Here is a 21259-nt window from a genome sequence, read left to right as displayed (position 1 = left end):
TCTTCCGGTTTCTGGGTCGCCGCCACATCTCGCACCGCCTTGTCAGAGACTGTGGGCAATGGTGTTGATGATCTCGTCCATCTCCCACTCATGAACGCCCTCTCCCGCCTTAGACGGCAAGAACAGCGTGTTGTTCCAGCTCTCGGAGATGTCGACCCAAGGTTGGGTTTCCGGGGCGAAAAGCAGCAGTCGCTTGGAGGAGTTCTCCATGATCGCCTTCTGGCTGTGCGCGAAACCCCACTGATCGAATGCCTCGGCCATCGAGCGCGGAATAGACTGCGGATAGGTGCGCGCCCGTATCTGGTCCGGTGAGCCGAGAGGGTGCGCGGGGGCATCGGTGAACACCACGATCACGTGGCGCCGCCGGTCGAGTCCCTGCTCCCAGTCGGACGCCATCGCGAGGGCCAGCGCCTCCATGCCTGATTCTGGCGCGTCTCCCCCACCCGATGCGCGCAGGCCACGCACGAACGTATCAAAATCGTGGGCTTGTTCGGGGAAGGTCAGGAAACCGGTCTGCTCGATGGCGTTGTCCGGACTGTCGGCGAAGTCTCGGAACGCGATGACCTTCAGCCGCAACTGGCTGATGCTGCGTCCCTTGTCCTCCATCACCGAGCTGAGCTGCTGGTGGAAGGACAAGGCGTTTTCCTTGACCTGATCCAAGGTGGGTCCCATGCTGCCGGTCACGTCGATGCACAACACGATGTCCACGGCATACTTCAGGTTGTTGTTATTCGGGCCGCTCCCGGTCAACGTTTATCTCCTTTGCTCGTCTCGGCCTTCAGGATTGCGCCCGTCCAAATTGATGCGGACGCGCGACTGGGTACCGCTCGAAGGGCTTGGGGGCTCTTTCCCACCGCCGAAGTTGATCTGCAGCCGCCCGACCTTCACTCGGTAATCGTCCTCCGGCGCAGGGGGATTTGTTCGCAGCGCGAGTTGCTCCTGTTGTTCCAACAGGTCCTGGACATCGGCGATGTGCGGTCTGGAGCCCGGGTCGGCGCGTAACAACGCGCGCAAGGTGTGCAGCAGTGCCGGACTCAGCCGGTCGTCGAACTCGAGCACGTCTCCCGCGTTGACCGCCTCGGCTGGAGAGCCGTGCCGCTTGTCGTAGCCGGGCAGTGCGCCGGTGAGGTAGGTGTGCGCCATCAGGCCGAATGCGAACATGTCGACGGCGGTGACCAGCTGTTCAGGTCCGATTTCAGGGTCGGCTTGCACATACCGTATCCACTCCGGTGCCCCATATAGCGCGTCCCCGCCGATCACCGTGCGCTCGGGCGGGGCTCCGGACATGTAGGCGTCGTCGAAGTCGATCAGCTTGGCAGTAAAGAGGTCACTGCCCGGCGGTTGGTGCAGCAGCACGTTCTGCGGCTTGAGGTCGCCGTGCACGATGCCCTTGCGATGCAGCAGCCGCAGACTGTCGGCCAGGGTGCCGAGCAGCACGCTCTTCTGGTACGGCGTGAGCAGGTGTGGGTCCGCCAGGTCCGCCAGATGCAGCCGCCTGGTGACCTTGTAGTAGCGGCTTCCCTCGAAGAAGAAATCGACTGCGGTGACCAGGTTCCCAGCATCGAGGTCCTCCGGGTCGAGGAGTTCGATAACCGACCAGTGCCGCTCCTCGAATTCCTCGCATTGCGCGACGATCGCACGTTTGGCCTCCGGGCTTCCCATGAAATTTTCCCGAGGGCGCTTCGGGTCGAGGAACTCCTTGATGAAGAACTCCTGGCCGTCCTTTTCCGCGAACGCCCACAAGCATTTACCCGCATCGGTGTTCGTGGGTTTGCTGGTGATGTGGTAGTCGCCGATGACGTCGCCTTTCTTCACGGACGTTCCTGCCCGTGCTGCCGCGGCATCCGCTGCTCGTAGGACCCGCGGTAGAGCTTCCAGGATTCCATTCTCGCGGCGACGAACGATTCCCGGTCCCCGTCCGATGCTCGTCTGGTGGGCTCGATGTGTTCGGCCTGAAGCGCCGATCTGCGCCACTCGAAATCGGCGCGCAACTGATCGAAATCGTCGAATCCCAGCGCTACCAGTGCAAGCGATGCGTCGTCGCCGGTGTAGGAACTCACCGTTTGTGTCAGGAGCGTGCTCCAATCTGTTAAGTCAGCGGCGTTCGCCATCGTGTCGAGCAGCAGGAACTCGAACTCGGCCGGCGTGTTCAGGTAACCGAAGAAGCCATCCGTGGCGCACACGAGCAGACAGGGGATCGCCGCGTGACCGGGAGCGGCGTGGATTGTGAATCGGCGGTTCGCGGACACCATGTTGGTCATCGGTGGGTCCTCGGTCAGCAGCACCAGTGCATCACCCGACTCGGCGTCGTCGCGACTGACCTGCTGCAGGCCGTGTTCGGAGTCAAGCAGGTAGCAACGGGAGTCCCCGGCCCACAACACTTGCCACACGACCCTGTCGGGATGCACCTCGTAACGCAACGCCGCCACGGTCGTCGGCAAATCCCGCCGCATAGACCCGGCGATCCTGCTTCGGCTGGCGCCACGCACTTCGCCGAGCCGCTCGGCGAGATGCTGCTCCAGTGAAGCCGCATGGTCTTGGACACCGTGCTGGCCGGTCGTAACGAACCACTCTTCCGTCAGCCCGCGTGCTGCACGCGCCGCCACCCATGCGTGACTGCGCTCGACGCCCTGCGCCGAGTGTCCGGCGCTGGCTGCCCCGGCGCCACCCGCGCCATCGAATACCGCCGCGAGGCCCGCATTGTGCGACCAGTCGTGGAGCAAGAGTGGCTCGGCGTCCTCACCGCTTCCGGCTTTTCTTTCCGTCCACACGCCCATGGCGAACAAGCCTGGACGACCGTGGCTCCATACTGCGCTTTGTGGCGTGCCAACTGCTTGGATTCGCACCAAGGTCGTTGCCTCATCTCCCGCCGTCGTGAGCGCCCTCGTTACGCATCGTCGTTCTCGGGCTGATGCGATTTTCCCGTTCCGCGTACGCGGTTAATCTTCGGGGTTTGCCCGTTCTCGGGGTCGGCCGAGTAGGCCTCACCATCCACAGTGGATCGCATGGTGCCGCGAACTCGGCTCACCCGTTCCGTTGTCGCGGTGGCAGAATCGTCGTCAGCGGGCTGCGGCGATAGCTGGTGATCAGATCGGGAACCGCGCGCCGGGTCCAACTCCCGTGGCGAGGTCGCCCCGGGCTCCCTGCCAGGCCCGGCAAGGTACTTATTGATCAGGTTAAGGGCAGCGGGCAAAGGCATGTTTTGCGCGCTTGAATCGCTTCCGACGAACTCGGGCACGTCCATCTCCGCTAGTCGGTCCAGGAAGCGCGCGAACGCGACATGGTCCACGCCCAGCAGCCTGATTTCGTCCTCCAGTTCAGCGGTCGCGACCTTGCCTCGATTTCGCTCAATCGCGATCAACACCTCTTCAATTTTCGCTTCCATCTGAACGTTTTTCTCACGGTGTTCAAGGTAGTGCTGACGATCACGTTCTTGCTGAATTTTCTGCCGAAACCGGTCGATGTCAGTACCTTCCGGCTCGAATTCGCCCAGCGTCGTACGGACCGCTTCCACATCCCATTCGGCGAGGTCGTCACGCACCCGTCCCTCAAGTTCTAGACGCACCTCGTTGTGGTTGCCGAGGAAATCAAGAACTCGGTAGTCGGCTGCGGTGCTGTGGAAATACCCCTCAACGGTGCGACCGAGCACTCCTTCGACGAACCGCTGCACTGGGGTCGGGTCCGATGCGCCGCTCACGCCGAACGCATCGCTTTCATGCTCGCCGAAGAGGCCGACGAGCTGCGGTGCCGCCTTGGCCGGAATCCGAATGATCTGCGACATTCTCGAACTTAGCCGGTGGCCTTCGACGTTGATGACAATCTTGTCGAGCGCCGCATCGAAGTTGCTTCGTGGTTTGTCCTCTTTCCGCGTCCATTCCAGGGTGAGATTGCGGGTCGGGATGAGCACGATCCGCGCGAACCATGGATTGATCGCATACAGACCGCCATGGCTCAGCGTTTCCGCTTGTGCGCCACGCTGGCCGCCATTGGCAAGAAACTTCCAGGGATACTCGAAGCTCTGGTGTCCGGGGACCCGCCGGCCGACTACGCCGCCCTCCTCGCCGGGCGGGTTGCCGTCGAGCGCGATCACCACACCCGTCTCACCTTCCGGAACAGTGATCTCCCTCAGGTCTTCGGCGGTGAGCCCGTAGCGACCTTCACCGATGTTGTCGACCGTGATCACATCGAAGATCCAGGGGTTGATATCGTAGGACGCCCCGCCCCGGAGGATGGCCGGTTGCTTTCCCGCCTGGCCGCCGTTCGTGAGGAATTTGTGGCCGTCCTGGAACTGATCGCACTCGACGTGTCGGCAAAGCGGCCGGTCTTGCGGAGTAGCGCCCTCTTTCGCCCGGACGACGCCGATCGTTCCTGGCGGCACGTATGTCTGGGGCGCGTAGGTGACTTTGTAGATGAGGAAAGGAAGGAAGTAGATGTGATCGGCCTCAAGAATCGCGGCTTGGGGGCCGGGACTGCCATGCACGCGCACCCTGAAGCGATCGTCCGGGTGGCGCCGTCCGAACGTGCGATAGACAAGGCCAACATGGCCGGTCGGCACCCGGCCAATGCTTTTAACCACGAACGCTAACAGCCCGATGAGGAGAAACACAGAAAGCACGACCACTGTCGTTAGCACCGTTATTTCCACCCTTTCGTCGCGCGAAGCTGCAACTGAACTGCCATCACGGTTTCCATCCAGTGGTCATGCCAGCTTTGATTCTGTTCGAGCTGCGGGTTGCGCAGGGTCGGAAAGAAGCCGGCTGGGAACTCCGGACGGGCGATGAAATCACCATATCTCGGCATAGTGTCACGCTGGGCACTCTTCCAACCGAGGGAAAGTGCCAACGCGGAAAAGTCCCGCTGGCGTCCCTCTGGCGCGCCCGGCGGAGGGACTCGGTGTAGCGCTAGTTGCGCCCGAAATCCATGCTGTCCGCCGGAAAACCTGGACCAGAGGTCGTCCACATCGTGCAGCAGACCAGCAGAAATCGTTTTCCCGTCCGTTCTGCGCATCCACCCGTGGTCGATGCGATTCACCGACTCGAGAAGCAGTGAGGTCGTCAGGATGTCGGCATGTTCGAGCTGGCCATCGGCGAGGAATGTTGAGAGCTTCCGCAGGGAGATCTGAGCAGGAACACGTGTGGTGCGAGGCGCGGGTTTTCCAGCGGGGATGTCCAGCGGCGACTGCCGAGGCACAAAGCCGGGCTTCGCGTCTCGGATGCGTTGGAGCTCCTGGATCTCCCGCTCACCAGGAAATGAACCGTCCCGCGCATCGAAGTAGTTGCTGCTGGCAAGCAGGAACAGTCGTTCCCCACTCAGCAGGATCGGCAAGAAGAGACGATCATGTCGTTGACCTTCGAGGATTTCACGCTCTACCCACTCAGACTGGTCAGCGCCCGGCGACATGACCACGATGATCCCCAGGGCACGCGAGAGCCGTTGACGTATCTCCCGGGTGAACTGACTACCCCACGCCAAATGACCGTCGAACCAAAGCGGAAGCCCAAAACCTCGCAGGTGGTCAACGAGGCGCGTCACGTAATGCGCATCCTCGTGGGAATAGGAGACAAAGAACGACGAATCTACATCCTCGTCAACCCCGGTTTGCTGGGACCGTCCCCCAGCCCACATTCAAGACCCCCATCGGTCAGGAACTCACACGCCATCGTCCGATACTCACCCATATGTTGCTTTTAGCGCACGATCAGTCACAGAGTGTACCAAGCCTCCTACGTGCCCGGTGGCGCATCTGTTGCAAGCGCTGGTGACTCAAGGTCCCGGCCAATCACTGACTGCGAGGCACCGACGCGCCCCGGCAAGGCAGAGCCAGCTTCAGGGGCGGAGGTCACGGCCTCCAAAGTGTTCACCAGCCGTAAGTGAGCCAGCCTCCCGGGAGCCAGCGCCACAACCGGGAAGTCCCGCAGCACGATCGGAACAGCCCCCTGGCCAGTCCCCTCCGGCACCGCGACGACCACCGGCACACCGAGGCCCAGGGCCACGCCCGTCTCCAAGAAGATGGTCTCCGTGGCCTGCCCGGTCGGTATCACCACCAGCGCGTCACACCCACGAAGCAGGCTGATCAGACCATCGGTCCAGCGCTGGCCCAGGTGGAATGTCGTCCGACGTCCGCACCTGAGCGCCACCAGCCACCATGGCCACCGCCGCGCCGGCCATGTCCGGAGTTACCGACACGTAAACCGTGATCAGGTCGTCGCTCTCTAAACCCGCGTTCCCTACGAACACCCACACCCCTAGAACAACGATGAAGTGCGGCGACTTTACAGGCTTTACAGGCTGATTATCCGCTCATGCCGCTGGTCGCGCGGTCGCTGATCGTCAGCGCGGAAAGAGGCAGGTTTATCGTGGCCGGATGCTTGACCTGAGCAGGCTTGACCTGGAGGAGATCGCTACCGCACTGGCGGACCAGACCGACTTCGAACACCGATGGCTGATCAACCCGCAGACCGGCGAGATCGTGTTCTGGACGGCGGACGGTGGCATCGATGGACACACCCCCGTTGACCTTGACGATCTGGACCTGGCCTGCATCGATCCGCTGCCGTCCTACGTCTGGTACCAGGACATGGCCGACTTCGCCGAGAGAATCAGCGACGAGGCAGCCGGCCTCAGACTCGCGCGAGCCATCCAGGGCAAGGGCGCCTTCCGCCGCTTCAAGAACGAGCTGCATGAAGAGCATCCGCACCTGCTACCGGCTTGGCACGCCTTCCGTGACGGTCGCGCACAGCGCCGGGCGGTTGAATGGCTGGTCGACAACTCGCTGGTCGATGACGAAACGGGCGAGCGTTTCGTGGCCGAGCACCCAGACCCCGACCTTCCCTGAACCGGGGAAAGGGTGCGGGCGAGCGTCGGAGGCCCGCGCGCCCGGGCTAGACATCAGCGGCAGCTGAACACCATCCTTTGTGGTCTGTTCAGAGGTGCGCCTGGTCCAGGCGGACGAGGAGGCTGGGTTTGCGTGCGTGTTGCTGCCGCAGGGCTGTGCTGCGCTGGGTGAACTCGTGAGTTCGGCCGTCGCGTTCGGCCAGGGCGCGTAGGTCGGTGAGCAGTGTGACTGCGGCGTCGTACTCGGCGGGCTTGCGGGTGGCGATCATCGCGTCGACACGGGACCAGGCGTCGTCTTCATCGCGGGCCAGCTTGTCCAACCGTTGTTGGAGCGCGAGGGCTCGTGCCTTTTCCCGTCGTGCTTGCTCCGCAGCGCGCTGGGCGTCTTCTCGGCGTTGCCACTCGACCCGTCGGCGCGCCGCCTTGTCGAGGAGCTCGGCCACGGTCCGGCGGGGCGCGTCGGGAATGATGGCCGTGGTGGTTTCGTCGCGGAATCGGCGCAGCATCTCCATCCGCACGGTCGCAGCCCGATCCTGGACGACGCGCAGGAGGAAGTGGTCCTTCTCAGCTGGCGACAGGTTCGTCACCCAGGCAATGAGTTCACTGGGATCGTCGGTGGTCTGCTCCAGCGGAGGACTCGTCTCGGCCGCGACCGCGAGCAGGTCGTCGTCGAGGCGGAGGAAGTCGGCCAGCTCGCGTTGGGCTGCGGTGAGCGTGTGCAATCCTGGCGGTACCGGTGGCTCAAACTCATCATCTGCGGCGCGGTCGAAGGAGTATTCGTCGCGTTCCCAGGTCCCGTACCCGGCCAGCCAAGCCAAGTAGAGAGCGCGGTGGTCACCGGCGACCAACTCTCCGCGAACCCCGACGATGGCGGACAGCGATCCATGCGGGTCGATGTCCCAATCGTCGCCGGACTCATCGTCGCTCATGAAGTCGAGCACGACGTGCTCTTCCGTGACCCAGCCTGTGACTTCGTCGCCGACGTAGTACTGCTCGGCTACGTCCAAGTCGAGCAGCTTGCGTGGCAGGCGCAGCATGATTCGCCGCGTTCCCCAGTTTGCCAGGTACAGGTGGGCGTCGTAGTAGCGCTCTATCATCCGGTGCGGGTCGCCGCGGAAGTTGCCCCAGTGGTACTCGTTGACGAATCTGGTGGCGGTGATATCCGCGCGGGTGGACAGCGACCGCACCTCAGCCTGTTCATGCGCATTCAGTGGTTGGCCGACCGCGACGAACTCGTAATACTGGTATTCGCTCATCGCCCATCCCGTGCATTGGCTTCAGCGAAGGACGTTGCGCGGAAGCCCGAGTCGTCTCCCATGTGGATGAACAGGTGTCCCTCGATCGTGCCGTTATCGGCCAGCATGGCCCAGCCGCGCCCATTGACCGGATGGCCTTCGTCGTCGCCGTCCCAGCTGAACTCGACGCAGGGCCGGCCGTCGCGTTTGGTGGGGCGGCAGTCCATCCAGCCGTGCACAGCGATGAACCCGAACTGTCCGGTCCCGTCCTTGGCGAACTCGATGAAGCCAGGTCCTTCGAGGTCGATGGCGTCCCGGTCCCACATGTCCATCTCCACGATCCGCCATCGGCTCGTCAGGCTCATCGCCGGTCCTCCTCGCTGCTCGCCGTTGCGGCGTCAGGTTAGTCACCGTGCGAGCCGTTCGGTGTGTCGGTGTTTGTTTGAATGGCAGCGTGGTCAGTGCGGAAGTGGAGCGGGTTCGGCGGTTGATCGACGGTCTGCGGCGCGGTCGTCGGACGCACCCACAGCACGGGCGACGGGAGTACTCGCGGCAGGTCCGGGAGGTCGCCGCCGCATGTGAGGCGTTGATCGAAACTGAGCCTGCGTGCGTACCCGCTCTCGCCCGTCGTGCGGTCGAGTCGGTCACCACGGCGTTGATGTATTTGGACGACTCCTCCGGCGTCGTCGGTAGCGACCTCCACGTGCTGATGATGGCCGTGCACGCACGCGCCTGCGCGGCGGCCCCGCCCGATCCCAAGTGGCTGGCGTCGTGGCTGGCCAAGCTTCGACTGGACGGGCCGGGCTGGCCGGACTTCGAACTGCGGGACTACGCGGCAGCACTGGGGCAGAAGGGCCGCGCTGAGCTGGCGCGAATCGTGGACGAGCGCGCCAAGGCAGCGCAGCCCGAGTTCGGCCGGACACCGTTCGGGATCCGAATCCTGCGCGAACAACTCGCCGAGGTCACCGGAGACGTCGACCACTACGTTGCTGTGCTGGCCGAAGATCTCCACAGCGCCTCCCAGTACCTCAAGATTGTTGACGCACTCCGCAACGCCGGGCGCGCATCCGACGCCGAGCACTGGGCGCAGCGCGGGCTGGACATCGGCAACCCGATCGACCAGGCCAAGCTCCGCAACGCCTACGTGGAGTTGCTGCTCGAACGCGGCGCTACAGAGGAAGCACTCTCCGTGCGGCGGCGGCATTTCGACCAGCACCCAACCGCACCCCACTACAGCGACCTACGCCGCACCGCGGAACACACCGGGGACTGGGGCAGCCTGCGAGACGAAGCGCTCCAGCGCCTACACCACGCCACCGCACAGCGGCCTGCGTTCGCCGACCACCTCGTCGGCGTGCTGCTCGACGAAGGGAACTGGACCAGGCGTGGCGAGTGGCGGTCGACCACACCGACGACCTGTCCGAATCCCGCTGGCACCAACTCATCGATCTGCGCCAACCCACGCACCCCCAAGACGCGATCGGACCGTGGCAGCGGCTGATCCAGCAGCGACTGGACGCCAGTGGCGACAAGTACCGCTACAGCAAAGCGATCACGATGCTCCGCAAGCTCCGCGACGCCTACCGGTCCATCGACCACGCGGCAGATTTCGACACATACCTCGGCCAACTGCGCGAGCGCCACAAACGCAAAACATCATTCATCGCAAAGCTCTATCGCGCTGGCATGTGACATCGCGCAGTCCGTGCCCGGACTCGTCACGATACAGCGTCCCACTGCTACCACATTCGCCTTACTCCGCAGGCGCATCTGGCGTTAGGAACTGGAACACCAAGGGCAACGTCACTGCCCCGCAGAAACGTCGTGTGGGCTTGGCGAGCCGGGCACGCATCGACAGCCATGCAAGTGCTCAATTTGGTGTGATGAACGACACGCAATGCTATCGCGGGGACGTTGGGGGAGCAAAAGGGGAGCAGCGCTGGGCGCTGAACTGCTGTGAACGGATCTCAACTGACTTCAATGACCCCGCGCTGACCTGCGGTTGTCGTGTTTTCGCAGGTCAGCGCGGAACGCCGTCCATAGTTCACACACCGAAGAGGTCACTGGTTCGATCCCATCGCGGGCAGGCCATCTGCCGTTGTGGGAGCGAATGGGGAGCAGGGTGTGCTGACCACACTTTGCTGTCCGAAGTGTTCACGCCATTTTCCGTGGTACTGCGGGGCTTTCCTGCCTGGGCTAACCATTGTCGTGCTCCCATTGCCGCTGTTGGACGGGTGGATACGTCATCGATCACGTTGCGCGTGGGGCGTTGTGAGATGTGCCCGCTGTCTTGAAGTCTGCGGCTGAGGCGACCAGGAATCGCTGTTTGTGCTGGTCAGGTGACTGTCCAGGTGGAGCGCCTGCGTCATTTACGGGTAGGTGAGGTGGCATCGGGTCTGCTGACCTCTTCGGCGTACGTAGCCGAAGAGGTCACCACCTTTGCCGGATTGCCATCTTGCTCTAGCGGGCGGAGTTCGGGGTGGTGGACCTGAAGTGGGTGCTGCGGATAGCCCCTTCAAGGAGGCCGCTCGCGCTCCCTGCTGCCTCCCCACATTTATGGTCGTGCTCCTTGGCTGGGGCGTGTGGCAGGGTGTGCAAAGTTGATCTGAGGGCTGCGGGGTTCTCTAACCAGGCAGAACGCAGGACGAGGGCGCGACCTTGATGGGAGATCATCGGGGTGTTGAGTTCATGATGCTCTACCCGAAAGCCGCGCCCTCGTGCAGAGGCGTATCGACTGCCTGCGGCGGGCCCTGGATGTGGTAGCCATCCCCGCGACGTCCGTGGCCTGCGGTATCGGCGGCGGCTGCTGACCCTCGCAGTACTGGCGGTGGCCGCCGGGGCCAAGACGTTCGTCGAGATCGCCGAGTACGCCGCGGATCTGCCGGTCTGGCTTGTGGCCGAGCTTGGGGTGTGTTCGTGGTCGGGAACCCCGTCGGGCTGGACCTTCGCGCGGGTGCTGGCGAGGGGCGATCATGATGAGCTCGACCAGGCGTTGTCCGGCTGGATGCTGCAGGGCAGCGAGCCGGTGGAGGCGGGTCGCCGTCGATGGCAAGACGATGCGGGCCGTGGTCACCGGGCAGCGCTGATCCTTCAATCACCGCCGACCGGCGGGACAGGTAGCCGTATCCCAGCGTTGGGCCTCACAAATGGAGCCTGGCTAGCGGGTTGGGACAGCTTGAGACGGCGGCAGCTGCCTGTCCCACCTCCGAGCTATCGACGTGTTCCGGATCGACGTTGTCACCGGCGAGACCACCCCGCTCGTGGAGCGGACCGATCCTGCCGAGACCTTCCTCGTCGACCGGACCGGCCGGGCGTCCTGGTACCTGTCCAAGGACACCGACGGCACCCACGAGATCTCCGCCGCCGACCCCGACACCGGCGACTTGCGCCTGCTGCACCGCGCCGGCGGACCGGAACACCCGATGGGCGTGTTCCTGCTCCCCACCCCGGACGGCAGCGCCGCGCTGATCGGCGACTACCAGGACTCCGACGACCTCCGGCTGCTGCGCCTCGACCGCGCGACCGGCGAGCAGACCGTGATCGCCGCTGTGGACGGGCACAGCCTCGACACCCTCAGCGCCGCCAGCGACACCCTGCCCCCACCGTCTTCACCAGCCGCCGCACCGGCCAGGTCATCGCAGCCCGCTTCACCGGCGACCGACCCCGCATCGTGCCAATCGACTCCCACTTCGCCCAGGTCCAGACCGCCCTCGAGAAGCTCTCCGACGGCGTACTGGGCTGGGTGCACTCGGATCTGGCCGGGCAGCGCTGGGTCGCCACCTTCATCCACGACCGGGAACCAGGGACGACCTGGTTCTACGACCACGCCACCCGCGAGAGCCGCCTGCTGTTCCGCGACACGCACCTCGACCCGGCCGACCTCGCACCGATGACCCCGGTCCGGTTCCCGGCCCGCGACGGCCTGCCGCTGCACGGCTTCCTGACCCTGCCCGTCAGCATCGCGCCCCAGGACCTGCCGCTGGTCCTGCTGGTGCACGGCGGACCGTGGATGCACGACACCTGGAGCTTCAACAAGGCCGCGCAGTTCCTCACCAACCGCGGCTACGCCGTACTGCAGGTCAACTTCCGCGGCTCCACCGGCTACGGACGCCGACACCTCACCGGCGCGATCGGCGAGTTCGCCGGGAAGATGCACGACGACCTGATCGACGCCGTCGACTGGGCCATCGCCCAGGGCTACGCCGACCCCGACCGCCTCGCCATCGTCGGCGGCTCCTACGGCGGCTACGCCGCACTCGTCGGCGTCACCGTCACCCCCGAGAAGTTCGCCGCCGCGGTCGACTACGTCGGCATCTCCGACCTGGCCAACTTCCTTGCAACGCTGCCCCCGTTCGTCCGCGCGAACATGACCAACAACTGGATCGCCTACGTCGGCGACCCCGACGACCCCGACCAGCTCGCCGACATGCGCCGTCGCTCCCCCATCACCATGATCGACCGCATCCGCACCCCCCTGCTCGTCGCCCAGGGTGCCAACGACGTCCGCGTCGTCCACGCCGAGTCCGACAACATCGTCACCCCGCTGCGCGAGCGCGGCGTACCGGTCGAGTACCTCGTCGCCGACGACGAGGGCCACGGCTTCGACAACCCGGAGAACCAGGTCATGCTGTTCCGCGCGATCGAACGGCACCTCGCCGAACACCTCGGCGGCCGCAGCGCCGCGAGCAGCTGATCCGTCCGGCCCGAGTCGTGACGGACGGTGCGCAGCACGACGACGAAGCCGAAGCGCTGCATACGGAGAACGGAGCATCCACGATGGACGTCTTCATCATTGGCATCACCGGCGGCATCGGCGGTCTGCTCGCGCAGAAACTGCGCTCTCGAGGGGACGCCGTGCACGGGCTCGTTCGCCGAGATGACCAGCAGGCTGAGCTCGCAACGCGAGGCATGAACGCACGAGTCGGCGATCTCTCCAGCATGACCGTGGAAGATCTGGCGGCGACGTTCGGTGATGTCGATGTGATCGTCTTCAGTGCCGGATCGAATGGCGGCAGCAAGGAGGTCACGAAGGCCATCGACGGCGACGGGGTTGCGAAAGCGATCAAGGCTGCACGCCTCGCCGGTGTCGAGCGCGGGACGTGCCGTAACGGGCAGCGACCTCACCGATCGGCGAACCGCCCAGTACCTCGCAGACCGCCCGATAGCGGTACTACACCAACGCCTCGGCATCCACCCGGTTCCTCGCCCGATTTCACAACAGCGGTCGGGATTCCAGCACGGCGAGGATGCTGTTGAACGACCAGGTCGAACCCTACGACGGAGCACGGCAACTGTGGCGCCTCGCGCGCAAAGTCCCTGCCGCCGAACCGTCGCTGACCAGGTTCATTCACCTGGCAAGCGAGTGGGAAGGCGTACCCGACTGCTTTGCCCCCTTCTCCGAGGGCGGCCATGTCTCTGCCGTACTGGGCGGGCCAGTCGTATCGACTAATGACAGTTCGTAGACGGTCCCGGTGTCTAGTGGTCGATTTGACTCTGCTTCGGCGAACGGACGGCGGACCCTGATGTCAAAGGAGCTGGATCTTGTCCCGCCGACGCGCTGAGACGACCGTCGAGCGGTGACTGCTTCGGTCGGCCGTCAGCCCGGGATGAGGTCAGGGACCAAGCTGCAGTAAACATTGGTCAGAGACGGCTGTAGTTGGTCTTTGACGTAGTCGGCGAATGCCTTCCAGCTCTTCCAGGAGACTGTCACCTGGAATTCCTGGATGACGCTGCTCAGTTCCGGGTTCCGTGCCCGCTCAAGCGGGTTGATCACCGCGTTGTAGGACGCGGAGAAGTTGATCAGGGTGCCGCTGATCAACGCGAGGGCGCTGTTCACTTCCGTGGTCCGGATGCGTAGCATGTCGAGGACGGCGTCCAGTTTGCCGATGGTGGCGGTGTGCTCATCGCGTACCTTGCCAACGGATCTCTCGAATTTCGCCATGCCACAAGGAGATCCGTCCTTTTCGTACATGTTCCGCAGGAAGTTGAACGCTTTGTCGAGTCGGTCGTTCAGAGCGGTGATGACATTCTGGACGGTCTTGAGGTGGTCGTTGTTCTCTTCCACCTTCCTGGCGCTCGCGCTGACGTATGGCTTGAGCTTCTCGGAACCTTGCCGCAACGACATGACAAGCTCACTCAACTCGGTCAAGGCGTTGTCGCGCTGGCCCTTGGTGGGATTTTTCGTCTGCGACAACGTTTCCAGCTTGTCGGTCACATTCCTGAACTTCTCGTTGGCGGCTGGCAGCGCCTGTGACAACCAACCAAGGAAGGTCTTGAAGTCGCTCAGGAACTCCACATTACTGGCGGAGATCTCGGTCAGGATCGGCTTTAGCAAATGGGTGGGCTCGGTGATGGAGAAAGTCTTACCCCACACTGTGGCCGGCGGACGGTCGCCGCACACGGTGTATACGGTATATGGACCGAGATGGATTTGGGCGATGTCGTGTTCCACATGTACGAGGGTGTGCGGGTACCGACCAATAGTGTCGACTGCGTCCTTCGCGGTTCGCATGCCGGACGCGTCGAGCGCGTAGAGGGCGCTCATGGCGTCACCTGTGCATGTTGCACGAACGCCCTCGCTTTGTCCTGCAGCTCCTGCCACTGGGTCCGCATGCTCGCGTTACCCAGGGCTTTTTTCACCCAATCCGCAGTGCTGAGCTGCTCATCGCTGGACAAGCCGCAGACCATGTTGATCGTGGTTTTCGCGGAGCGCACCACGCCGCCCAGGTATTCCAGGACACCGCACACCTCGATCAGTTTCGGTGTCACCTTGTGCGCGGTGGAGAACACGTCGTGCAGGGCATGGACAAGCGACTCCTTCTTGCTGATTTCCGCCTCGCATTCCCGAATCCGCTTTTCGGTCTCTGGTGTCGCTGTTTGCTGGTGGAGTGTCTCGATCTCGGCGCGGAGTGCACCGATCGTTCGGTTGGCCTCGTTCAGTGGCGACGTCGTCGTCAGGGTGACGACGGAACTGGCCAGTTCTTTCTGCAGGGCGGTGAGACGGGCGCGCAGGTCTGCGCTGTCGGTGGCGAGCTGGTCGATGGTCTTGGTGAGCCCGCGATTCTCTCCTCGGAGAACCTGTTTCAGCGCGTCGGCACGCTCCTTGGCGGTGCCATGGGCCGGATCGAGGAGCGTCGGCAGACTGTCGTAGGTGGTGACGACCGTGCCAGCGGTGTTTTCCACGCGGATCGTCAGCCTGACAACAGCAGCGTAGAGTTCCTCCGGGACTTCGGGCCCGGTGATGTAATTGGGGTTCTCAGCGATACGGGCGGTCAGACTCGCGGGTGATCCGAGCAGGTCTCCCCACACGCGGACGATTTCGAGAGCCGCGAGGAACCGAGCCAGATTCTCCTCATCCTGAAACACCCCGTACCGTTCGAGGACGGCGTCCACGTCATGCGGGATGGCCTTGGTTCCGGCGAGCCAGGAAGTAATGGCGTCCCATGCGGGCTTGATCTGGTCGAGCTGTACTCCCGACGGGCCCAGGTCGTTCGTCTTGGGGGTGTCGGCAGACGTCTGGTCGATGCTCATCGTGCGCTCCCGTGGTGGTTCGCCGCGCTTAATGTGGCTTCTTCTGGTAGTCGACGTGGAAGTTCAGACGCAGCTTCGTCGCCCGCTGTGGATTCCCACCGTTCTGGTCGAAGGTCATGGTCCACTGTGTGAATAACGTCGGTGTCATGTAGACGTCTCTGCCGATCTCCCACGGCGAGTAGACCTGCTTCCCCTCCTGCTTGTAGGCGTAGGTCCCAGTGATCCCCTTGGCGACAAAGGTGTGTGACTCGGCCGGCCCGAATCCGTTCTGGTAGCAGCCGGAGGTCGCCACCTCGACGATGACCCTGCCCGCGGGGTTCGGAGTCACGTCGTCCACAAAGAACTCGGCTGAGGTCACCCAGATTGCGACATTGCCGTTGTCCGGAAGCTGCTGCGCGAGCAGCGGTGCGCCCATCGGCACGGTCCAGCTCAGCGTCCACATCTTGTTCGTGGGGTCTTGGGCGAGCGTGGCGGCGATGACGCCGGCTGCCGACTGGTGTGCGGTGTCCGCGTGGATGATCGGCAGATCAAGGCTGATCGTCGCGTCTCTTCCGGGCAACTGGACTTTGTTACCGCTCTGGCTGATCGCTCGCTCGACCCAGTCGGTCATCGCAGCCAGTTGGCGCCGGATATCTGAGATAGGCGCGTCGAGATCGATCGCTGGTGGCTGGGCAAAGTAAAGATAGAAGTACGCGTCGCGATAGTAGGTCCACGCCACGTGCAGCGACCGTTTGACGGTGTCCACCCGGGTCTGCAGTATCCCCATGAGTAGGGCCTGCCGCTCCTTGTCGGTGCGGCAGGTCTGCTCCAGAGCCTTCCAGCGATCGGCCACTTCGTTCGTCGCCTTGATCTGGGCGCGCACCATACTGGCCTCGGCGAGCTGGGCGGCATAGGCGTTCGCCGTGACCGCGAGAGCCTTGCCATACCGCCCGAAGATCATCAACTCGGCCCAGTAGTTGTTCGCCGCCTGTTGCGCCTCCTCGGCGTGGGATTGGCCGATCCGCTGCTTGATGGTGTCCAGGGCTGCCTGCGCCCGTGTCAGGTACACATCCCACGCCACGGTCGGATCGGCCGCGAACTGCTGGTCGGACTCCGTCAGTGGCCGGGGGGACGCGCCGATGGTTTCGTTGTCCTGGGCGTTCCACAGCGTGGTCGCGGATTCGAAGGAAGCGATAATGCGTTGTTGGGTACGCAGTAGCGTGCGGGTCGCCTGGAGTAGTTCGTCGTCGCCGGGTTGGTCTTCCGGGATCTGGCCAATCGCCGTGTATGCCTTGTCCGCCGCGTCGTAGAGTCCGTGGGCGACTTCCGAGACCTTCGTCGGGTCCTCGACGGCCTGGGCCGCCCCCACACCTACTTTGACGACTGCGATGACCGCGCCGAAGTAGGCGTCTACGAAGTTCTGCACGTCTTGCAGGGCAATTTTGGCGCGCATGACCGTGAACGCGGTGTGGGCCCGGTTGTACTGGGTGTCGAGCTGACCGGTCAAGGTGGTGAGGTCGGCCTTGAGATGGTCGACGTTCGACGTGATGCTGTGCAGCCGGACGGTCAGCGGGTCGGTCTCGGTCTTGGCATTAGCGGCGAGTGTCCCGGCGACCCTTTTCAGGGCCTTCGAAGTTTCCTGCGCGGTGGACAGGGTATTGAGATCGGCTTGATAACCGCCCAGGACGCCAAGCAGAGCCGTGGTTTTGTCTTTGTAGAAGGCCCCTGGCAGGACGGGCACGTAGCGGGCGCCGGATGCGACGTCGAGTGTGGCGAGCAGGGCTGCGGCCTGTCGTCCGACAGTAGCCAGTTCGGCCACGGTGGCACTGCTGAAACAGGTTTGGCCAGCCTGTTGAATGCACGCGACAACCCAGGCCAGCATCGAGCGAGCGAGTGCGGTGTCCGCGGGAATGCCGGTGTCCATTAAGGATCCCGCGGCGGTGACGCTTGCCTTCAGGCTGCCCAGGGCCCAGGGACGACCGGTCAAGTCCGCGATGTCCTTGGCACCGGAGTTGATGTCCTGCGTGATCGTGCCGTCGTGGGCGACCTGGTGCAGGGCGGCTTTCAGCGGGGTCATCCCGACCGGCACGGTCTTTGCGCCGCTGGTCACGTTCTCCGTATTGATACGGAAGTCGCCGCCGACGGTGCCGCCGATGAGGAACTGTGCCACGTTGGGGCCATGGCCGGCAGGCACCCTCAGAGGCAGGGCCGAGCCGCTCAGTGCCGAGAGGTCCAGCGACCGGGCGACCACCACAACACCAGGAGCGTCGAAAGTGGGATAGTCGACGACGAGGGTGTCGGCGAACACGGACATCAGTTGCGTACAGGCACCGATTTCCGACAGGCGCACCCGCAGCCCGCTGACGGTGACCTCTTTCTGGTTGCCGTCGGATTTGGTCACTTCGCTGAACGTCAACGCGGCGGTCTTCTTCGTTAGCACATCCCAGTTGGGCATGTCGACGCCTCCTTGGTCATGCTCGGTGCGTGGCAAATGCGCCCGGTCGCGTTTCAGATCGCCAGTGCGTGGGCCTGCTGGTGCTCCTCGGTGAGCTTGTTGCCCCATTTGCCGACCGGAGAGAAGGTGACGAGGGACCGTTGGGTGAACTCCTGAGCCGCCGTCTGGATCTCGGCCCACTTGTGCTGGGCATCGAGGATCTTCAGGGACTGCTGGACCCACGCAAGGTTGGCGAGGTCCTTGTCCTGGTAGTTCGAGCAGATGTAGCCAAGTTTGCCGGCGATGTCGGTCCACACCCCCTCGATCTCCTGCAGGTTGTTCTTGAAACGAGTCAGCGAATCCCCGATCGACGGAATGGAGGAGTTCAGGCCGGTCAGATCGGTGACCAGTCGGGTCTTCTTCTGAATATCAACCTCTTTGTCCTTGATTTGGTCGAGCATCTGATTGTAGAGCTTCCGCGCCTTGATCGCGGCGATCCCGAACCCAATACCAAACGCCCATCCGACCGAGGCAAGAAGCCCCAGGCTGATCACCGTGATCCCGACCGAGGTGCTGACCGCGACAATGGTGTACTTGCGCCACTCCTCGTACGCCTTGTCCGCAGCCGTGTGCAGGTTTTTGACGTCCGTCTCGAGGGCTCCGATCTTCTTGTTCGCCGCCGTGAGGATCTTGGACGAAGAACTCGTGTAGATGGCGACTTCGTTGTTCGCCTCGGTGATCTTCTGATCGAACTTGGCCAGTTTCTGGCTGAGCTCGGCAACCTTCTTCTTTTCCTTCTCGGCTTCGGAGAGCAGGCCTCCACTGCCGCCGAGGATCAACCGCAGGTTGTCGGCCCGCTGCTTTTCCGTTCCTGTGCTGAGCACATCCTTCAGGCTTTCGAAGGTATACTTGAACGTGCCCGCGGTATTGCTGACCTGCGTGGAAAGCCAAATGATGTGCCCGTATATCTCAGCGGGCGGAGTCTTGCCCGTAAGGTAAGCTCCGTCGCTAATTATCTTTTTCCGGATCATGTCGGGATCGCCAAAATCTGGACACAGGTCCTGGACGTTTTTCATGGCGCTCAGGACCTTCTTGATTTCGTTCTCCTGTTCCGGGAAACCGCCGTAATCCTTCTCCCAGTCCGCCTTGTTGATGGGCAGCGCGAGTGCTTGCTTGATGTACGTCTGCATCGTGAGCCAATCCTGACCAAACACGATAAACCGCTTATCCGGCGGTTTGGGTACCCCGTGCGGCACGGGACCATTGAGGATCGTGAGCGGCTTCGACGGTTCGACAGAGGTCACAGGTATCCCCATTCGTTCGTGCGGAAAAGGTAAACCCGGGCAAGGGGCCACTCGCCCGTGGGTCTCAGCACCTGGATCATCGTGACTGTAAGTATCAAAGCCATAACGGGCAGAGAGCAAGGACATTTCGGCACATCGCACCGTTCGGAGGCAAGCTTGCTCCATTCAGGGTGTTTTGGAGGCGAGTTGGGTGAGCGCGATGAACGCGGGCTTCCAGATACCGGCCTGGCGGAGTTTCTTGGTGAAGTGGGAACCGGCGGCGCTACTGGCGTGAGGCAGACCCAGCAGAGCCCGGGCGGTTTGACGGCTGAAAATTAAGCAGAACCGGATCCTGGTTTCACTGAACAGCCTCCGTGCCTGGTGTCCACGATGGCCGCGGACACCAGGCACGGACTTGGGCAGTGGATCAGAGCGCCGACCCACGATGATCACGTTGCGGACATCGCTCTCACTTCGCCGCCTCGGGCACGAGTCCGGCGAGAGGGCGCCGACGCGGCGGTCGATGTCGTCGCGGATCGGGCGGACGTCGTCGACGCCCTTTCCATCTGCGTCCTGGCGGCTAGTTGGCATCGGACGGGGCGTAGGCGAAGATCCTGCCGCAGCACAGGATCAGGTCGTGTGGGCTGGCATGCTGGCGCGGGCCACCAAAGTTGAACCAGGAGATGGGTCAAGAAGATCACGAACGTTGCCCCGACAGATGGGTCGACCTACCTACCTTTGACCTGCGGATTTACCGACCGATGCCAGGCAGAATCGGCGCGGAACCCACTTCCTTGATCGACTTTGCCGGCGAGCGCGGCCAGGTGCGTCGTCAGCATCGGGTGCTCTCCGCGCCCCGTGGAGGTGTCGCCAACCATGTAGGAATTGAATCAGTGTGAGGAAAGACATGTGATGGTCATGGCGGGGAGCAGGGTGGGGAGCAAACGGGGAGCAGCGCTGTGCGCTGAACTGCGGTGAACGGATCTCAACCGCATTGAACGAATCCGCGCTGACCTGCGAAATCTTGTTTTCGCAGGTCAGCGCGAGGTGGCGGGCATAGTTCACACCGAAGAGGTCACTGGTTCGATCCCAGTATCGCCCACCGAGTTCGCCGGGTGAGCCCTGTCTACCGAATGCGTAGACGGGGCTCACTCGGTTTTTGCTGTGGGGGGTCGAACCCCCCACGCCCCCCACGGTGCGGTGGCCCGTTTCTTTGGCTCCTTGCGTCGGGAGCCGTTCCCGGCCTGGTTTCCGACCAGCCCTCCGTTCTGCCGCTTCGCATCTACCTGGAGCGCATCGGGCACCTTGGCAGCCGGTGTGGAGCGTGTTGGGTGCCTTGGTGGCGGGCTGGTTCGGTGGGCTCGTCTTCGCCCCTTCGGGGCTGGACTATGCGCATGGGGCGCTTGGGTTGAAGGAGTCCGTTGGCGCCTCAGTTTTGGAGTGGGGCGCTGTTCCCTCTGTTTGAATTGTTGGGGTTCTTGGGTTTTCTGGGGTCCCTGGGGTTTGTGGGGTTTTTCAGGGCCTTTGTTGTTGGGTTGGGACTTCTGCTCTTGGGGCCGAGCTCAGGTAATTGCCCACCCTGATCACCAGGAGGTTCATCTCGTAGGCGATCGTTCCCACGTCCGCTTCTTCTTCTCCCAGTACCGCTAGGCATGCTCCGGCGCCCGCTGCCGTTATGAAGACGAACGCGTGGTCCAGCTCCACCAGCGTTTGCCGGACTCCGCCGCCGCCGAAATGCCTTCCCGTTTCCTTCGCCAGGCTTTGGAAGGTCGCGGCCATCGCCGCCAAGTGCTCCGCGTCCGCTGTGGACAGTCCCGCCGAGCGGGCCATCAGCAGGCCGTCCGCCGAGAGCACCACTCCGTCGCGGGCTCCCACCACCCGGGCCACCAGGTCGTCCAGCAGCCAGTTCAGCTCACCATCGGGGCCGATCCTGTCGGTCATCCGCGCATTTCCCCTTCGTCGCC

General features: G+C 63.4%; 18 protein-coding genes and 1 pseudogene. 6 read left to right on the top strand and 13 right to left on the bottom strand.

Annotated elements, in window-relative coordinates:
* Nucleotides 1-42 precede the first annotated feature (42 nt).
* The 5 genes from E1288_RS09635 to E1288_RS09615 form a co-directional block, all read right to left on the bottom strand.
* A complete protein-coding gene (locus E1288_RS09635) occupies nt 43-750 on the bottom strand; it encodes a vWA domain-containing protein (RefSeq protein ID WP_235883452.1) in 708 nt (235 codons plus the stop codon).
* A 3-nt stretch (nt 751-753) separates the two neighbouring features.
* Nucleotides 754-1815 carry a protein kinase domain-containing protein gene (locus tag E1288_RS09630; protein WP_132483452.1) on the bottom strand — a complete coding sequence of 354 codons (1062 nt, stop codon included), beginning with the start codon at nt 1813-1815 and terminating at the stop codon, nt 754-756.
* Entirely contained in the window at nt 1812-2777 is a 966-nt protein-coding gene (locus tag E1288_RS09625) for a protein phosphatase 2C domain-containing protein (RefSeq protein WP_132483450.1), read from the bottom strand. The genes E1288_RS09630 and E1288_RS09625 overlap by 4 nt, the downstream gene beginning before the upstream one ends.
* Nucleotides 2778-2887: 110 nt before the next feature.
* The gene (locus tag E1288_RS09620; RefSeq protein ID WP_165968049.1) at nt 2888-4633 is read right to left on the bottom strand and encodes an SPFH domain-containing protein; all 1746 of its coding nucleotides are present in this window, start codon (nt 4631-4633) and stop codon (nt 2888-2890) included.
* A gap of 2 nt (nt 4634-4635) precedes the next feature.
* Nucleotides 4636-5625 (bottom strand): toll/interleukin-1 receptor domain-containing protein, encoded by a 990-nt coding sequence (locus tag E1288_RS09615; RefSeq protein WP_132483446.1) that lies wholly within the window; start codon nt 5623-5625, stop codon nt 4636-4638.
* A gap of 739 nt (nt 5626-6364) precedes the next feature.
* Here E1288_RS09615 and E1288_RS09610 point away from each other — a divergent pair.
* Nucleotides 6365-6835 carry a UPF0158 family protein gene (locus E1288_RS09610; protein WP_132483444.1) on the top strand — a complete coding sequence of 157 codons (471 nt, stop codon included), beginning with the start codon at nt 6365-6367 and terminating at the stop codon, nt 6833-6835.
* A gap of 88 nt (nt 6836-6923) precedes the next feature.
* On the opposite strand, the gene E1288_RS09605 is transcribed toward E1288_RS09610, so the two are convergent.
* Nucleotides 6924-8090, bottom strand: coding sequence for a hypothetical protein (locus tag E1288_RS09605; RefSeq protein WP_132483442.1), 1167 nt, complete (start codon nt 8088-8090; stop codon nt 6924-6926).
* Nucleotides 8087-8434 (bottom strand): hypothetical protein, encoded by a 348-nt coding sequence (locus E1288_RS09600; RefSeq protein ID WP_132483440.1) that lies wholly within the window; start codon nt 8432-8434, stop codon nt 8087-8089. Before E1288_RS09600 ends, E1288_RS09605 begins: the two co-directional genes overlap by 4 nt.
* Nucleotides 8435-8523: 89 nt before the next feature.
* Between E1288_RS09600 and E1288_RS09595 the strand changes: the two genes are divergently transcribed.
* The 3 genes and pseudogenes from E1288_RS09595 to E1288_RS50330 form a co-directional block, all read left to right on the top strand.
* Complete coding sequence (locus tag E1288_RS09595; protein ID WP_132483438.1) at nt 8524-9570, top strand: DUF6880 family protein; 1047 nt, start codon at nt 8524-8526, stop codon at nt 9568-9570.
* Nucleotides 9571-9626: 56 nt separating this feature from the next.
* Nucleotides 9627-9761 carry a hypothetical protein gene (locus tag E1288_RS49795; RefSeq protein ID WP_268951821.1) on the top strand — a complete coding sequence of 45 codons (135 nt, stop codon included), beginning with the start codon at nt 9627-9629 and terminating at the stop codon, nt 9759-9761.
* Between the two features lie 1042 nt (nt 9762-10803).
* Nucleotides 10804-11064: pseudogene (locus tag E1288_RS50330) on the top strand (transposase family protein); the annotation flags it as partial.
* A 145-nt stretch (nt 11065-11209) separates the two neighbouring features.
* On the opposite strand, the gene E1288_RS48680 reads toward E1288_RS50330, so the two are convergent.
* Nucleotides 11210-11629 (bottom strand): hypothetical protein, encoded by a 420-nt coding sequence (locus E1288_RS48680; RefSeq protein ID WP_235883451.1) that lies wholly within the window; start codon nt 11627-11629, stop codon nt 11210-11212.
* A gap of 110 nt (nt 11630-11739) precedes the next feature.
* On the opposite strand from E1288_RS48680, the gene E1288_RS09580 reads away from it, so the two are divergent.
* Nucleotides 11740-12762 carry an alpha/beta hydrolase family protein gene (locus E1288_RS09580; RefSeq protein ID WP_235883450.1) on the top strand — a complete coding sequence of 341 codons (1023 nt, stop codon included), beginning with the start codon at nt 11740-11742 and terminating at the stop codon, nt 12760-12762.
* A 17-nt stretch (nt 12763-12779) separates the two neighbouring features.
* Nucleotides 12780-13325: an NAD(P)H-binding protein gene (locus E1288_RS47920; protein ID WP_207954272.1), complete on the top strand. Its 546-nt coding sequence runs from the start codon at nt 12780-12782 to the stop codon at nt 13323-13325.
* Between the two features lie 340 nt (nt 13326-13665).
* Here E1288_RS47920 and E1288_RS09570 read toward each other — a convergent pair whose 3' ends face one another.
* The 5 genes from E1288_RS09570 to E1288_RS09550 form a co-directional block, all read right to left on the bottom strand.
* The gene (locus E1288_RS09570; protein ID WP_132483434.1) at nt 13666-14613 is read right to left on the bottom strand and encodes a hypothetical protein; all 948 of its coding nucleotides are present in this window, start codon (nt 14611-14613) and stop codon (nt 13666-13668) included.
* Nucleotides 14610-15599, bottom strand: a complete 990-nt coding sequence (locus E1288_RS09565) for a hypothetical protein (RefSeq protein WP_132483432.1) — start codon at nt 15597-15599, stop codon at nt 14610-14612. The genes E1288_RS09570 and E1288_RS09565 overlap by 4 nt, the downstream gene beginning before the upstream one ends.
* Nucleotides 15600-15627: 28 nt before the next feature.
* Nucleotides 15628-18033 (bottom strand): hypothetical protein, encoded by a 2406-nt coding sequence (locus E1288_RS09560; protein ID WP_132483430.1) that lies wholly within the window; start codon nt 18031-18033, stop codon nt 15628-15630.
* Between the two features lie 53 nt (nt 18034-18086).
* The gene (locus tag E1288_RS09555; protein ID WP_132483428.1) at nt 18087-19316 is read right to left on the bottom strand and encodes an alpha-xenorhabdolysin family binary toxin subunit A; all 1230 of its coding nucleotides are present in this window, start codon (nt 19314-19316) and stop codon (nt 18087-18089) included.
* A gap of 1494 nt (nt 19317-20810) precedes the next feature.
* Nucleotides 20811-21236, bottom strand: coding sequence for a roadblock/LC7 domain-containing protein (locus E1288_RS09550; RefSeq protein ID WP_132483426.1), 426 nt, complete (start codon nt 21234-21236; stop codon nt 20811-20813).
* Between the last annotated feature and the right edge of the window lie 23 nt (nt 21237-21259).

Source organism: Saccharopolyspora elongata, from assembly GCF_004348985.1.
Taxonomy (GTDB): Bacteria; Actinomycetota; Actinomycetes; order Mycobacteriales; family Pseudonocardiaceae; genus Saccharopolyspora; species Saccharopolyspora elongata.
This window is presented reverse-complemented; position numbering and strand designations above follow the sequence as displayed.